This window comes from Arthrobacter sp. TJ-266 (assembly GCF_058269115.1).
Genome location: NZ_JBZCNC010000002.1, coordinates 90794 through 104530 on the forward strand (window position 1 = coordinate 90794; position 13737 = coordinate 104530).

Consider the following 13737-nt stretch of genomic DNA (forward strand, 5'->3'; position numbering starts at 1 on the left):
CAGCTAGACTTGTTTGCACGCCCTCTACGTAAATGAAGTGAGAGAGATGACTGCCCAGACTGTTGAACGCGGAGCGGACTCCGTCGTCCCCGGCGCCACCGGCCGTATTGCACGTGTCATCGGCCCGGTTGTCGACGTCGAGTTCCCTGCCGACGCCATCCCCGCCATGTACAACGCCCTCACCACCGAGATCACACTCAACGGTGAGACCCGCCTGATCACCTTCGAGACCTCGCAGCACCTCGGCGACAACCTCGTGCGTGCCATCTCGCTGCAGGCCACCGACGGACTCGTGCGCGGCACGGTCGTCCAGGACACCGGCGCGGCGATCTCCGTCCCCGTCGGCGACGGCGTCAAGGGCCACATCTTCAACGTCCTGGGCAAGCCGCTCGACGTCGCCGAGTCCGAGCTCCAGATCACCGAGCGCTGGCCCATCCACCGCAAGGCCCCCAGCTTCGCCTCCCTCGAGGGCTCCACGGAGATGCTCGAGACCGGCATCAAGGTCATCGACCTCCTCACCCCGTACATCAAGGGTGGCAAGATCGGCCTCTTCGGCGGCGCTGGCGTGGGCAAGACCGTGCTCATTCAGGAGATGATCACGCGTGTTGCGCGTAACTTCGGTGGCACCTCGGTGTTCGCAGGCGTCGGAGAGCGTACCCGCGAGGGCAACGACCTCTGGGTCGAGATGGAGGAGGCGGGCGTCCTCAAGGACACCGCCCTCGTGTTCGGCCAGATGGACGAGCCGCCGGGAACGCGCCTCCGCGTGGCCCTCTCGGCCCTGACCATGGCGGAGTACTTCCGCGATGTGCAGAACCAGGACGTGCTGCTCTTCATCGACAACATCTTCCGCTTCACGCAGGCCGGTTCCGAGGTGTCGACCCTCCTGGGCCGCATGCCGTCCGCAGTGGGCTACCAGCCGAACCTTGCCGACGAGATGGGCCTCCTGCAGGAGCGCATCACGTCGACGAAGGGCCACTCCATCACGTCGATGCAGGCCATCTACGTCCCCGCCGACGACTACACCGACCCGGCACCGGCGACCACGTTCGCGCACCTCGACGCGACCACCGAGCTCTCCCGCGAGATCGCGTCCCGTGGCCTCTACCCGGCCGTGGACCCGCTCGCGTCGACCTCGCGCATCCTGGACCCGCAGTACATCGGGCACGACCACTACAACACGGCCGTGCGCGTGAAGCAGATCCTCCAGAAGAACAAGGAACTGCAGGACATCATCGCGATCCTCGGCATCGACGAGCTCAGCGAGGAGGACAAGGTGGTCGTGGCGCGTGCGCGTCGCATCCAGCAGTTCCTCTCGCAGAACACCTACACCGCCAAGCAGTTCACCGGCGTCGAGGGTTCGACGGTCTCCATCAAGGACACCATCGAGGGCTTCTCGGCGATCTGCAACGGCGATCTCGACCACATCGCGGAGCAGGCCTTCTTCAACATCGGCGGGCTCGACGACGTCGAGCGCCAGTGGGCCAAGATCCAAGAGCAGACTGGTAAGTAAGCGCTGATGGCATCGCACGGCGAACTCGAGGTCGAAATCGTCGCGGCCGACCACTTCGTGTGGTCGGGCGCGGCGCGCAGCGTCAACGCGCGGACGGCCAACGGTCAGATCGGAATCCTCCCCGGACACGCGCCCATCCTGGCGATCCTGGAAGCAGGAGAGCTGTCGGTGGAACCGGTCAACGGTGAGCGCCTGGTGGTCGGGGTGGACGGCGGGTTCTTCTCCGTCGACTCCAACCGCGTGGTCATCGTTGCGGACAACGCGAAGGTCGGCGGCTCGGTGACCTCGGAATCCGTCTAGGTTCCATGGAGGCACTCGGTGTGACGTTCATCGTCCTGGCGGCCGTCTTCGGCCTGCTCGTCCTGATGATCGGCGCCTTCCTCCACCGGCGCTTCCGGCTCTCCCGCGCTCTCGGTACGTTCGACGCCTCCATCCGCCTCCCGTCCTCGGGGTGGCGGGTGGGGGTTTGTCGTTACACGGACCGGAACCTCGAGTGGCTCAGCCTGCTGTCGCTGAGCCCGTTACCGCGGTTCCGTTTCCTGCGGAGCTCGCTCGAGGTGGACGGCTGGCGGGTGGCGACGGAGGCCGAGAAGGTCCGGATCCAGCCTGGGGCCATCATCGTCCAGCTCACGCACGAGGGGGAGTCCTTCGACCTCGCGATGAGGTACGACGTCTACGCCGGGCTGTCGTCGTGGATCGAGGCGGGTCCCGTGATCGGTGTCGGTACCTGGCGCTGACCGGCCGATCGGCCCCGTGTGGCCCCTCAGAGCTCCAGCGGCCTGATCCAGGATCCGCCGCGCAGCACGCCCCTGACCTCGAAGTCCTCCGACACCACGACGGCATCGGCCCGCAGGCCGAGGCGCAACGCACCCAACTCGTCCGCCAGTCCCAGCACGGACGCGGGGACGGCGGTCGCCGATCGCACCGCGTCCGCGACGGCGACGCCCGCCGACACGGTGCACCTCACGACGTCGAGCAGGCTTCCCGCCCCGCCTGCGAGGGCGCCCGAGGACGTGAGCACCGCTGACCCGTCGACGACGGTGATCTCGGCCGCGCCGAGCCGGTACACGCCCGCCGCGCACCCTGCGGCGGCCGTCGAGTCGCTCACGAGGCAGACGTTCTCCGACCCCGCGATGGTGAAGGCCATGCGGACCGTCTCCGGGTGCAGGTGCACGTTGTCCGCGATGAGTTCGACGGCGATCTCTCCGGCGCGGGCCCGCTGCAGCAGCAGGGGTACGGGTCCGGGGGAGCGGTGGTGGATGGCGGGCATCGCGTTGAACAGGTGGGTGGCGGTGGGTCTGCCGCTGAACCCCGCGAACCCCGTCGAGGCGAGTTCCTCGTTGATCAGGTCCAGGGCGGCCACGGTCTGCTCGGTGGAGCTGTCCGTGTGGCCGATCGAGGGAATGACCCCGTGCGTCACGAGTTCGTACACGAGGACGTCACTGCCGGGCAGCTCCGGCGCGTAGGTCATCGAGGCGAGGTGGCCCCCGCCTGCGGCGATGAGGCGGGCGGCGGCTTCCTGCGTGGGGAGGATCAGGAAGGCGGGGTCATGTGCGCCGCGCCGTTCCCCGGACAGGAACGGACCCTCGGCGTGGATGCCGGCGATGACACCGGATTCGGCAGCCGCGGCGAGCCGTCCGAAGGCCGCCTCCAGGTCGTCGAGCGGCGCCGCGCAGGTGCTGGCGAGCAGGGTCGTCGTCCCACTGCGGTGGAGATGGGCGGCGGCGGCGGCGATCTCGTCCGCGGAACCGGAGGTGAAATCGCCACCGCCCGCGCCGTGGCAGTGCAGGTCGATCAGCCCGGGGAGGATCAGGTGGCCGTCGGGGAGGCGCTGCACCGAGGCGGGTCCGGAGTCGGCGCCGGAGGAGGTGATGCGCGAGCCCTCCCAGCGGAGCGTGCCGTCCTCGATGATGCCCCCCTCGGTGACGAGCCGTCCGGACACTGCTGTGGGCGTGCTGCTCGCGAGGTCCATGCGTCGAGTGTAGGCGGTGGCGTCCGGCGTCCGGAGGGTTCAGAAAAGCCGCGAGGCGCTGTCGTCGACGCCGCGCATGGCGTCGTAGTCGAGGGTCAGGCAGTCGATGCCGCGGTCGGTCGCCAGCACGCGGGCCTGGGGCTTGATCTGCTGCGCCGCGAACACGCCGCGCACCGGTGACATGAGCGGATCGCGGTTGAGCAGTTCGAGGTATCGGGTGAGCTGCTCGACGCCGTCGATGTCGCCGCGGCGCTTCAGTTCGATCGCCACCGTGCGTCCCTGTGCGTCCCGCGCGAGGATGTCCACCGGGCCGATCGCCGTCATGTACTCGCGCCGGATGAGCGAGTAGCCGGCTCCGAGGAGTTCGATCTGTTCGGCGAGGAGGCGCTGGAGGTCGGCTTCGACGCCGTCCTTGACGAGACCCGGATCCACCCCGAGATCGTGCGAGGAATCGTGCAGGTGCTCACGGATGCCGATGACGAGGCGGTCGTCGCTCTTGGCATGCTGCACGGTCCACACCTCGATGATGCCTTCCGCGCGGTCGGCGTCGTCCGGCTCGGTCACGCGCAGCGCGGCGGGCGGGCTCATCCAGTTCAGCGGCTTGTAGGAGCCGCCGTCCGAATGCACCAGGACGGAGCCGTCCGACTTCACCATGAGGAGGCGGGTGGCGAGCGGGAGGTGAGCTCGGAGACGGCCGATGTAGTCGACGGAGCAGCGGGCAATGACGAGACGCACGACGACGAGCCTACCGGCCGGAGGCGCCGGACGGGGGCCGGCGACGTGCCCCGCGCGTGGCCCGACCGGAGTGGACATCGGACCGGGCACGGCACCGGGCACGGGTTCGGGCACGGGTTCGGGCACGGGATCGGGCAGACTGGGACGGTGCCCCGATCCAATCGCCCGAACCGCCCCCGCGGCTCGACCCGTGCAGTGCGCGGCAAGGCGACTGCTCCGCCCGAGTTCGACCTCGAGCGGGCCCGCGCCGGGCTTCCGCAGCGTGAATCGGCGCCCGACGGCGAGTGGGCCGTCCGCCGGATCACGGAGCGGAACGCTGCCAAGACCTACACGTGTCCGGGCTGCAGTTCGTCGATCGTTCCCGGCCTGGCCCATCTCGTGGTGTGGCGCGAGGACTCCCTCCTGGGCTCCGAGGCGGCCCTCGCCGACCGGCGCCACTGGCACGTCCGCTGCTGGCAGATCCGCAGCTTCCGCTACTGACCGGGCCCGCGCCCTCCCTGGCCCGAGGACTTCGGTTCGCGGCTGCCGGAGTCCCTAGACTGGACCGATGCCCACCGACACCCCCGACTACACCTTCACGACCACCCCGGAACCCGTCGAGATCCGGGCCTCCACCGTGCTGCCCGCCGATCGGCGGAACATCGAGCTGCGCACCGCGGACGGGCTGACGCTCGTCGGGGAGTTCGCCGCTCCGGAGTCGGGGACGCCGAAGGCGACGCTCGTGACCCTCCACCCGCTGCCGACTCACGGCGGCTTCATGGACTCGCACGTCTACCGTAAGGCGTCCTTCCGGTTGCCGGCGCTCGCCGACATCGCCGTCCTGCGCTTCAACACGCGCGGCACCTGTTCGCCGCGTGGCTGCAGCGAGGGGACGTTCGACGGCGGCGTGTCGGAGCGCCTGGATCTCCAGGCCGCGGTGGACTGGGCGGTGGCGCAGGGGCTCGAGCACATCTGGCTGGTCGGCTGGTCCTTCGGCACCGAGCTGTGCCTCAAGTACGGCGCCCAGGACCCGGTGGCGGAACTCATCGAGGGTGCCATCCTGCTCTCTCCGCCGCTGCATCGTGCGGTGGATGCAGATCTCGACACGTGGGGGGCGAGCGGACTGCCCCTGAAGGTCCTCGTGCCCGAGTTCGACGACTACCTGGTGCCGGGTGATGCCGTGGAGCGTTTCTCCCGGGTGCCGCAGGCCGACGTGACGGGCGTGGACGGCGCCAAGCACCTGTGGGTGGGGGAGAAGTACGCGGCCCGCGCCCTCGACGAGATCGTCGGCGTCGTCCGCCCTGATCTGGTGCTCCCGCTGCCGTCACGGTGGTCGGGTCCGCACGCCGTCGCCCCGTCTCCGGCCGCCGGCTGAACCGGACGCTCGCGACGAACGACAGAACTGCTCCGCCGCGAGCCGGCGCTCTCGGTGCGCTGTGCGCAGGAGGAGTCGTCGACGGAGCGTGGCCCTACTGGCCGTCCTGCCGGGCGATGAACACTTCCTTGAGCAGCAGCATGACGGCGGCGGCCGTCGGGATGGCGATCAGTGCGCCGAGGACGCCGAGCAGGCTTCCGCCGGCGATCACCGCGATCACCGCGACGGCGCCCGGCACGGCCACCGCGCGCTGCATGATGCGGGGCGAGATGAAGTAGGCCTCGAACTGGAGGTACGCGACGTAGGGGATGGCGAAGAACAGCGCCGTCTGCCACCCGACGGTCAGGCTGATGAGGGTCACGATCACGGCCGCGATGGTGCCGCCGACCAGCGGGATGAAGGCCAGGAGGGCGACGACGAAGGCCAGCAGGACCGAGAACGGGACGCCGACGATGCTCATCACGATGAAGGCGAAGGACCCGTTGAGCAGCGCGACGCAGGCCTGCCCGATCACGTACATGCCGACGCTCCGCGTGATCTCCTCGGAGAGGACCTCCACCCGGGGCCTGCGTGACCGGGGTGCCAGGCGGTAGGCCCACTTCTTCATGGCGGGGAGGGAGGCGAGGAAGTAGAGGGCGAGGACCAGTACCACCAGCGTGCCGAAGAGGCCGTTCAGGATGACCGTGCCGACGCCCAGCACGCCGCCGAAGATCCCGCCGACCGCCTCGCCGTCCGCGAAGAACTTGTCGATCTCGGAGGAGACGCGGTCACGGAGGTGGAACTGGGCGTCGAGGGTGGTGAAGAACTCGGAACTCAGGAAGTCGTCGGCGTACCCGGGCGCGCGGGCCACGATCTGCGACGTCTGGTTCACGATCGTGGGGATGAGGAGGGCGAAGAAGCCCGCGACGATCCCGACGAGCACGAGGAGGGAGAGGGCGATACCGGCCGGTCGCGGGACCCGCTTCGTCTCGAGCCAGCGCACGATCGGGTCCAGGCCCAGGGCGATGAACAGCGCGCCGCCGATCCACACCAGGAGCTCGCCCACGTTCGTGATGATGAAGAACGCGAGGAGGGCGAGGCCCACACCGACGCTCATCATGAACCCGAAGTGGATGGGATGCGCGCGCATGCTCCGGGGGTAGGCGCCGCCGAACTTGAGCCGCTCGTCCGAGAGACTGACGCTCGGATCGACGGAGACCGGTGCCGGCTCCCGTTCGGGCGGGAACTCGAAGCGCGGGCGGGGCCGCGCGGAGGGGAGGATCCTGCGGAGACCCGTGACGAGCGAGCGCGTGGCGGAAGGACCGGCGGGTGTTCCTGCAGCGTCGGCGGCGGCCTGCGGACCCACCACGACGACGGGGGCGCCGGGTGCGCTGGGGTTCATCCCCGGCCCGGCGGTCCCGCCGCCGGTGCCCGCCGCATCCGGCCTCGGGAGTGGCTGATCGAGAGGGACGTCCTGGTGGTCGGTCAACGAAGGCTCTACTTTCACGTGTGCAACGCCGCCAGCGCGGCGATCAGCTAGCGAAACCCTAACAGTCGGGCCACGGGCGGGCTCTGCTTGACGGGCCCGCGGCAGAGCCGAACTTCGTTACCATTGGGTGATCATTCCCGGGTCGGGCTCCGACGCGGCCGGACGGCCGGAGCACGACGGCGGTCGCTGCCGTACGGGCGGCGTCCGGCGGGCAGGGAAGAACAACGACCGGCAGACGATAGGTATCCAGTGCGCGTGAAGACAGCAGTACCGATCATCGTCCTGGGCCTCCTGCTGATGCTCCTCGGGATCGGGCAGCGTACGGTCTGGGCGCCAGCCGAGACCGTGACCGCGAGCCTCGCGCAGGACGTCGGGGCCGCGCCCGTCACCGTCATAGAGCCCGGCGCCCGTGGCGGCGGGGAAGGGTCCGTCGAGGTCACCGTGCGTGCCGACGGTCCGTTCGTCCTCGCGGTCGGGCGTACCTCGGACGTCGAGGCGTGGGTGGGGGACGCCGCGCACCTCAGCGTCACCGGTATCGCCGACACCACGCTCGCCTCCGAGTACACCGAGGGCGAGGACACCGTGCCCGACCCCCGCGGCAGCGACCTCTGGACCAGCGAGGAGCCGGGCGACGGCACCCTGACCTATCGCTGGAGCGAGCCCGTGGAGGGCGACTGGTCCATCCTGCTCGCAGCGGACGGGGCCTCGACCGCGCCGGCGGACGTGTCCGTCACCCGGCCCAACGACCAGAGCACCCCCCTCGCGCTCCCACTGATCATCGGGGGTGCCCTGGTGGTCGTGCTCGGGATCGCCCTGCTCTTCATCGCCCCGCGCGGGCGCCGCGGACCACGCGGGCGCGATGCGGTGGAGGGCACGCGTGCCCACGCCCGCCGACGGGCGAGTTCCGGCGCGGTGTCCATGGCCACGGCCGCGTCCGCGCTCGCCGTCGCCGGGCTGGTCGCGGCGGGAACGCTGGCCGGAGTGACGCCCGGGCAGGCCACCACGGCGTCCACCCCGCCGGTCACGCCGTCGCCGTCGTCCTCAGGGGCGAGCACCTCTTCCACAGCGGCCGCCCCGGGCGCGCCGTCCGCGGGCAGCGATGCCAGCGGCCCACCGGTGATCCTCGACAACCAGTTGGAGCGCATCCTCGGCTCGGTGGCGTCCGCCGTGTCCGAGGGTGATGCCGCGTTCGACGTCGGGCCCCTCTCGGCCCGCGTGGCCGACGCCGCGCTGGAGCTCCGCACGGGTGCCTACGCGGTCCATGCGAAGGACGAGCAGGCGACGATGCCCGCTCCCGTGGCCGCCGATCAGATCATGCTCAAGATGGTGCCGACGGACACCGAGTGGCCGCGCACCGTCGTCGCCCTGACCCAGGGCGAGGACAATCCCGTGCCCCAGGCGCTCGTGCTGGTGCAGCAGTCGCCACGGGAGAACTACCGCCTCACGTCCGCGGTGCAGATGCTGCCCGCCAGTACGTTCCCGTCGCCGCCCGCTCCGGGTGCCACGGGCCCCGTCCCGCTCGAGGAACCCGGCGCGCTCTCCACCGCCCCGCAGGCGGCGGTCGCGGCGATCGCCGACTTCCTGACCACGCCCGCCGGCGGTAACGCGGCGACTTTCGAGGAGAACTCCTTCGCGGCGGCCATCACCGAGTTCCAGGCGGGTGTCGTGGCCGATCCCGGCAACGGCGCCGCGAACATCACCTTCGCCCACACCGCTCAGCCCGAGCGCACCGATGCCCTGCTCACGGGCGACGGCGGCGCGATGGTCTTCGGGTACCTCACCCACACCTACTCGAGCGTGCCGAAGGCCGAGGGTGACACGATCGACCTGCGGGGTACGGTCTACGAGGCACTGACCGGTGAGGACACCACCGGTCGGGGCATCGACGTCACCTATGGGGAGGCGGTCATGATGTACGTGCCGCCCGCCGGGAGCGACGAGAGGATCCGGGTGATCGGCGCAGCACAGCAACTGCTCGGGGCGACCCTGCGCTGACGCGTTCCCGCGTCGGATCCGGTCGCACCGCGGACGACCGCACGTACCGCGCGAGGCACGAGCTACCAGCCACGAGTCACCAGCCGTTCAGCACCACGTCAGAGAGAGGCAGAGCATTGTCCACACCAGCGCAGCGCGGCGGCATGCCGCCGTCGAGCATGAATCTCCGGGGGGCGGTCGACCTGTCCGCCCTCAAGGCGCGCGCGGACGCGGCGTCCCGACCACCGGCCGCCCGGCAGTCGCCGCCGCAGCAGAGCCCCTACATCGTCGAGGTGACGGAGCAGACCTTCCCCCAGCTGGTGCAGCTCTCCTCCGAGGTGCCGGTGGTCGTCAACATGCGGGCTCCGTGGAGCGAGCAGTCGAACCAGGTGACCGAGGCGCTCGAGGCCATCGCCGTCGCCTTCGACGGCCGCATGCTCCTGGCGAACGTGGACCTGCAGGCCCAGCCGCAGATCGCGCAGGCGTTCCAGGCGCAGGGCGCGCCGACGGTCGTCGCCGTCGTCAAGGGTCAACCCGTACCCCTGTTCGAGGGAGTGCTCCCCGAACCGCAGATCCGTGCCTACCTCGACGAGCTCATGAAGGTGGCCGAGGCCAACGGCGTGACCGGGACGCTCAACGACGGCACGCAGGCTGCACCCGACGCGCCGGAGGAGCCGCCTCTGCCGCCGCTGCACCAAGCGGCCTTCGATGCCATCGAGCGGGGTGACTACGCAGCGGCAGCGGATGCCTACCGCCGGGCTCTCGCCGAGCAGCCGGCGGATGCCGATGCGAAGGCCGGCCTCGCCCAGGTGGAGCTCATGCAGCGCGTGCAGCACCTCGACGCGGTGGAGGTGCGGCAGCGCGCCGCGGACGCGCCCGAGACTCTCGAGGCCCAGCTCGCCGTCGCCGATCTCGATGTCACCGGCGGTCACGTCGAGGACGCCTTCGCGCGTGTGGTCTCGTTCATCGGCAGGAGCGCGGGGGAGGACAGGGAGACGGCGCGCAAGCGGCTGCTCGAGCTGTTCGACGTCGTGGGAGTGTCCGATCCACGCGTGACGAAGGCGCGCGGCGCTCTCGCCCGCGCGCTCTTCTAGCCGGAGCCGATTGCGCGATGACACCGACCCCTGACGTCCCCACGGGACTCCGCCCCGACGCTCCGGACACTCCCGGGCTCCTCGACCCGATCACGCTGCGGTCGCTCGTCCTTCCCCATCGGGGCTGGGTGGCGGCGATGTGCCAGTACTCGTGCGAGCCCGACGTCGCCCCCGGCGTCCCGACGGACTGGCACCTGGTGCACCTCGGGCAGTTCGCCGTCGGCGGGGCCGCGCTGATCATCACCGAGGCCGCCGCGGTGAGTCCGGAGGGCATGATCAGCCCGCGAGACGCCGGGATCTACTCCCGGGAGCAGGCGGAGGCGTGGCGTCGCATCAACGACTTCGTCCATGAGCACGGCACCGTGGGGACCCGGACCGCCGTCCAGCTCGCGCACGCCGGACGCAAGGCCTCGACCTACTGGCCGTTCAGCGGGAGGAAGGGATCCGTGCCCGTGGAGGACGGCGGCTGGACGACGCTCGGCCCAACGAATGAGCCGTTCGGCCGCTACGCCGCGCCACGCGCCATGACCGAGGAGGACATCGCGGCCGTGGTGCGGGACTTCGCGGCGGCCGCTGCGCTCGCCGTCGAGGCGGGGTTCGACGCCGTCGAGATCCACGCCGCCCACGGGTACCTCCTGCACCAGTTCCTCTCGCCGCTCGTCAACACGCGCCAGGACACCTGGGGAGGCTCCGAGGAGGGGCGTTTCCGCCTCACCCTCGAGGTGATCCGCTCCGTGCGCCGCGTGCTGCCCGCGGGGATGCCCCTGCTCCTGCGCATCTCGGCCACCGACTGGACCGAGGGCGGGCTCGACGCCGCGACGTCGACCCGTCTGGCCTCGGCCGCCGCGGAGGAGGGCGTGGACTTCGTCGACGTGTCCTCCGGGGGAGCCGTGCCCGATGCCGACATCCCGGTGGGGCCCGGCTACCAGGTGGCGCTCGCCGAGGAGGTCCGCGGCTCGGGAGTGCCCACGGGTGCCGTGGGGATGATCAGTGAGGCCGCGCAGGCGGACGCCGTGATCCGCGAGGGCCGGGCGGACGCCGTCCTCATCGCACGGGCGGCGCTCCGCGACCCGCAGTGGTGGATGCGGGCGGCCCAGGAGATCGATCACGAGCTGGAGCGGACGCCCCAGTACCAGCGGGCCGGGCGCTACTGAGCGGCGGACGTTCCCCAGCGTCCTTCCTCCTTCTTTGTCCTCCTTTCGGATGACGATCGGCGTATCGGCCCGTTGCTAGCGTGAAGCCATGAGTTCCCTCCTGCCACCACCGTCCGACGAGAACAATCCCCAGGCGAGAGCAGGGACCGCAGCCCTCAGCATCCGGGGGTTGGCGAAGCGATTCGGCGAGAAGATCGCCGTCAACGGGGTGGACCTCGAGGTTCCACCGGGATCGTTCTACGGCCTCGTCGGTCCGAACGGGGCAGGGAAGACCACCACCCTCTCGATGGCCACCGGCCTCCTGCGGCCCGACCACGGTCACGCCCTCGTGCACGGCGTCGACGTCTGGACCCAGCCGCTCGAGGCCAAGAAACTCATGGGGATCCTGCCGGACGGTGTGCGGCTCTTCGACAGGCTGACGGGCGAGCAGCTGGTCACCTACGCCGGCCTGCTCCGCGGGATGGACCGCGAGACCGTGGTGGAGCGCACGGGCGACCTGCTGCGGGCACTGGACCTGACGAACGACGCCGGGACGCTCGTGGTGGACTACTCCGCCGGCATGACCAAGAAGATCGCCCTCGCCTCGGCCCTCATCCACGCGCCCAAGCTGCTGGTGCTCGACGAGCCGTTCGAGTCGGTCGATCCCGTCTCGGCGGCGAACATCCGCGACATCCTGACCGGCTACGTGGAGTCCGGCGGCTCCGTGATCGTCTCGAGCCACGTCATGGACCTCGTCCAGCGTATGTGCGACCACGTCGCCGTGATCGCCGCGGGCACGGTGCTGGCGGCGGGGTCCGTCGACGAGGTCCGCGGCGACGCGACGCTCGAGGACCGCTTCGTCGAGCTCGTCGGCGGGCGCAACACCTCGGAGGGCCTGTCATGGTTGCGGACCTCCTGAGGCTGAAGCTCGTCCTGCTCCGGAACTCCTTCAAGAGGAGCACGGCGCAGCTCGTCGGAGTGATCTTCGGCGGCCTGTACGGGCTCGGACTGCTCGGGACCGTCGTCGTGGGCCTGGCGTTCCTCGGTCAGGCGGATCTCGACCTGATCCGCACCGTCCTGGTGATCGCGGGCTCCGCAACCGTTCTCGGCTGGATCGTCATCCCGATCGCCGCCACCGGGATCGACATGACGCTCGACCCGGCGCGCTTCGTGACCTTCGCGATCCCGCTGCGGCAGCTGCTCACGGGGCTCGTCCTCGGGGGGATCGTGGGGATCCCCGGCATCGTCACGCTGATCGCCGCCCTTGCGCAGGTCCTGGCGTGGATCCGCTACCCGGGTGCGGCCGTCACGGCGCTCGTGTGCGGTGTCCTCGCCGTCGTGCTCTGCGTGGTGGCGTCCCGGCTGGTGACGACGGCGGTCTCCTCGATGACCGGGTCCCGGCGCTTCAAGGACATCAACGGTGTGGTGGCGTTCATCCCGCTGCTGTTCCTCGGGCCGATCATCGGCGGCGTCACGGCCGGGTTCCAGAACTCACCGGGCTTCGCCACCTCACTCGCCGAGGTCCTCGCCTGGACGCCGCTCGGCGCGCTGTGGGCCGCACCGGCGGACGTCGCCGCGGGAAACATCGGACTCGCCCTGGTGCGTGTGCTCATCGGCGTCGTCACGCTCGTCCTGTTCGTGGCCCTGTGGAGCCGTAGCCTGAGCCACGCCCTCGTCACCCCGCCCTACAACGCGGTCACGAAGCGCTCCGGTGGCAACCTCGGATGGTTCGGGCGCTTCCCGGCGACGCCGGCGGGTGCCGTGGGAGCGCGGGCGCTCACCTACTGGCTCCGGGACCCCCGGTACTCGGCCTCGCTCATCGTCATCCCCTTCATCGCGGTGCTCCTCTACTTCTCGGGCGGACTGAGCGGCGGCGCCTTCGCGTTCCTCGGGCCCATCACCGCGTTCCTGCTCGCATGGTCCATCTCCGCCGACATCTCCTACGACAACACCGCCTTCAGTCTCCACGTCTCCACGGGCGTCAGCGGCCGGGACGACAGGCTGGGGCGCGCGGCGGCCCTCCTGGTCTTCGGCGTGCCCGTGGCCCTGGTGTTCACGGTGGCCCCGCTCCTGATCGCGGGGCGGCTCGAGGACCTGCCGGCCCTCCTCGGGCTCTCCCTCGGTCTGCTCCTGACGGGTGCGGGGCTCTCGAGCGTCGTCTCCGCCCGCTACACGTACAACGTCCCGCTGCCCGGCGAGAGCGCCTTCAAGACACCTCCGGGCACCAACTTCCTGATGTTCGCGGTGCAGTTCATCGGCTGGTTCGTCATGCTCCTGCTGGCGTCGCCCGAGATCGTCCTGACCGTCGTGTACTTCGTCACCGGCGACGCGCTCTTCGGCTGGCTGTCCCTGCTGGTGGGCCTGGTGCTCGGGGCCGTCCTCCTGGTGGTGGGCATCCGCGTGGGCGGGCGCTGGTACGAGCGCCGTGCGCCCGAGCTGCTGCTGGCGGTGTCGGCGAACCGCTGAGACCGTCCGCGGGAATCCTCGGGAGTCGTCG

The 13737-nt window shown here is 70.5% G+C and carries 13 protein-coding genes; 10 read left to right on the forward strand and 3 right to left on the reverse strand.

The genetic code is table 11. The features are described from left to right. Nucleotides 1-46 precede the first annotated feature (46 nt). From atpD to AC4D12_RS05225, 3 genes are read left to right on the forward strand one after another with little or no spacing between them, the layout of a single operon-like run. On the forward strand, nucleotides 47-1510 hold the full coding sequence (gene atpD / locus AC4D12_RS05215) for a F0F1 ATP synthase subunit beta (protein WP_490948864.1): 1464 nt from the start codon (nucleotides 47-49) through the stop codon (nucleotides 1508-1510). A gap of 6 nt (nucleotides 1511-1516) precedes the next feature. Further along, nucleotides 1517-1810, forward strand: coding sequence for a F0F1 ATP synthase subunit epsilon (locus tag AC4D12_RS05220; protein WP_490948865.1), 294 nt, complete (start codon nucleotides 1517-1519; stop codon nucleotides 1808-1810). A 5-nt stretch (nucleotides 1811-1815) separates the two neighbouring features. Then, a complete protein-coding gene (locus tag AC4D12_RS05225) occupies nucleotides 1816-2247 on the forward strand; it encodes a DUF2550 domain-containing protein (RefSeq protein ID WP_490948866.1) in 432 nt (143 codons plus the stop codon). A gap of 26 nt (nucleotides 2248-2273) precedes the next feature. Here AC4D12_RS05225 and AC4D12_RS05230 read toward each other — a convergent pair whose 3' ends face one another. Both AC4D12_RS05230 and nucS read right to left on the reverse strand, forming a co-directional pair. Continuing rightward, the gene (locus AC4D12_RS05230) at nucleotides 2274-3482 is read right to left on the reverse strand and encodes an N-acetylglucosamine-6-phosphate deacetylase (protein ID WP_490948867.1); all 1209 of its coding nucleotides are present in this window, start codon (nucleotides 3480-3482) and stop codon (nucleotides 2274-2276) included. 39 nt (nucleotides 3483-3521) lie between these two features. Beyond that, nucleotides 3522-4217 carry an endonuclease NucS gene (gene nucS / locus AC4D12_RS05235; protein ID WP_490948868.1) on the reverse strand — a complete coding sequence of 232 codons (696 nt, stop codon included), beginning with the start codon at nucleotides 4215-4217 and terminating at the stop codon, nucleotides 3522-3524. Nucleotides 4218-4364: 147 nt separating this feature from the next. Between nucS and AC4D12_RS05240 the strand changes: the two genes are divergently transcribed. Beyond that, complete coding sequence (locus AC4D12_RS05240) at nucleotides 4365-4697, forward strand: Rv1322 family protein (protein ID WP_490948869.1); 333 nt, start codon at nucleotides 4365-4367, stop codon at nucleotides 4695-4697. A gap of 67 nt (nucleotides 4698-4764) precedes the next feature. Continuing rightward, nucleotides 4765-5571, forward strand: a complete 807-nt coding sequence (locus tag AC4D12_RS05245; RefSeq protein ID WP_490948870.1) for an alpha/beta hydrolase — start codon at nucleotides 4765-4767, stop codon at nucleotides 5569-5571. Between the two features lie 94 nt (nucleotides 5572-5665). Here the strand turns inward: AC4D12_RS05245 and AC4D12_RS05250 are convergent, their stop codons facing one another. After that, nucleotides 5666-6952 carry an AI-2E family transporter gene (locus AC4D12_RS05250; protein WP_490949485.1) on the reverse strand — a complete coding sequence of 429 codons (1287 nt, stop codon included), beginning with the start codon at nucleotides 6950-6952 and terminating at the stop codon, nucleotides 5666-5668. 342 nt (nucleotides 6953-7294) lie between these two features. Here AC4D12_RS05250 and AC4D12_RS05255 point away from each other — a divergent pair, with 342 nt between their 5' ends. From AC4D12_RS05255 to AC4D12_RS05275, 5 genes are all read left to right on the forward strand, one after another. Next, a complete protein-coding gene (locus tag AC4D12_RS05255) occupies nucleotides 7295-9034 on the forward strand; it encodes a DUF8094 domain-containing protein (protein ID WP_490948871.1) in 1740 nt (579 codons plus the stop codon). Nucleotides 9035-9150: 116 nt separating this feature from the next. Beyond that, the gene (locus AC4D12_RS05260) at nucleotides 9151-10107 is read left to right on the forward strand and encodes a co-chaperone YbbN (protein WP_490948872.1); all 957 of its coding nucleotides are present in this window, start codon (nucleotides 9151-9153) and stop codon (nucleotides 10105-10107) included. A 17-nt stretch (nucleotides 10108-10124) separates the two neighbouring features. Then, the gene (locus AC4D12_RS05265) at nucleotides 10125-11261 is read left to right on the forward strand and encodes an NADH:flavin oxidoreductase/NADH oxidase (RefSeq protein WP_490948873.1); all 1137 of its coding nucleotides are present in this window, start codon (nucleotides 10125-10127) and stop codon (nucleotides 11259-11261) included. Nucleotides 11262-11349: 88 nt separating this feature from the next. Next, nucleotides 11350-12159 (forward strand): ABC transporter ATP-binding protein, encoded by an 810-nt coding sequence (locus AC4D12_RS05270; RefSeq protein WP_490948874.1) that lies wholly within the window; start codon nucleotides 11350-11352, stop codon nucleotides 12157-12159. Further along, nucleotides 12141-13706 carry a transporter gene (locus AC4D12_RS05275; RefSeq protein WP_490948875.1) on the forward strand — a complete coding sequence of 522 codons (1566 nt, stop codon included), beginning with the start codon at nucleotides 12141-12143 and terminating at the stop codon, nucleotides 13704-13706. Before AC4D12_RS05270 ends, AC4D12_RS05275 begins: the two co-directional genes overlap by 19 nt. The last annotated feature ends 31 nt before the right edge of the window (nucleotides 13707-13737 follow it).

Coding starts and splice junctions, on each gene's coding strand:
- AC4D12_RS05225 (WP_490948866.1), top strand. CDS start 1,816: ATGGAGGCACTCGGTGTGACGTTCATCGTCCTGGCGGCCGTCTTCGGC.
- AC4D12_RS05275 (WP_490948875.1), top strand. CDS start 12,141: ATGGTTGCGGACCTCCTGAGGCTGAAGCTCGTCCTGCTCCGGAACTCC.
- atpD (WP_490948864.1), top strand. CDS start 47: ATGACTGCCCAGACTGTTGAACGCGGAGCGGACTCCGTCGTCCCCGGC.
- AC4D12_RS05220 (WP_490948865.1), top strand. CDS start 1,517: ATGGCATCGCACGGCGAACTCGAGGTCGAAATCGTCGCGGCCGACCAC.
- AC4D12_RS05270 (WP_490948874.1), top strand. CDS start 11,350: ATGAGTTCCCTCCTGCCACCACCGTCCGACGAGAACAATCCCCAGGCG.
- AC4D12_RS05250 (WP_490949485.1), bottom strand. CDS start 6,952: ATGAACCCCAGCGCACCCGGCGCCCCCGTCGTCGTGGTGGGTCCGCAG.
- AC4D12_RS05230 (WP_490948867.1), bottom strand. CDS start 3,482: ATGGACCTCGCGAGCAGCACGCCCACAGCAGTGTCCGGACGGCTCGTC.
- AC4D12_RS05245 (WP_490948870.1), top strand. CDS start 4,765: ATGCCCACCGACACCCCCGACTACACCTTCACGACCACCCCGGAACCC.
- AC4D12_RS05265 (WP_490948873.1), top strand. CDS start 10,125: ATGACACCGACCCCTGACGTCCCCACGGGACTCCGCCCCGACGCTCCG.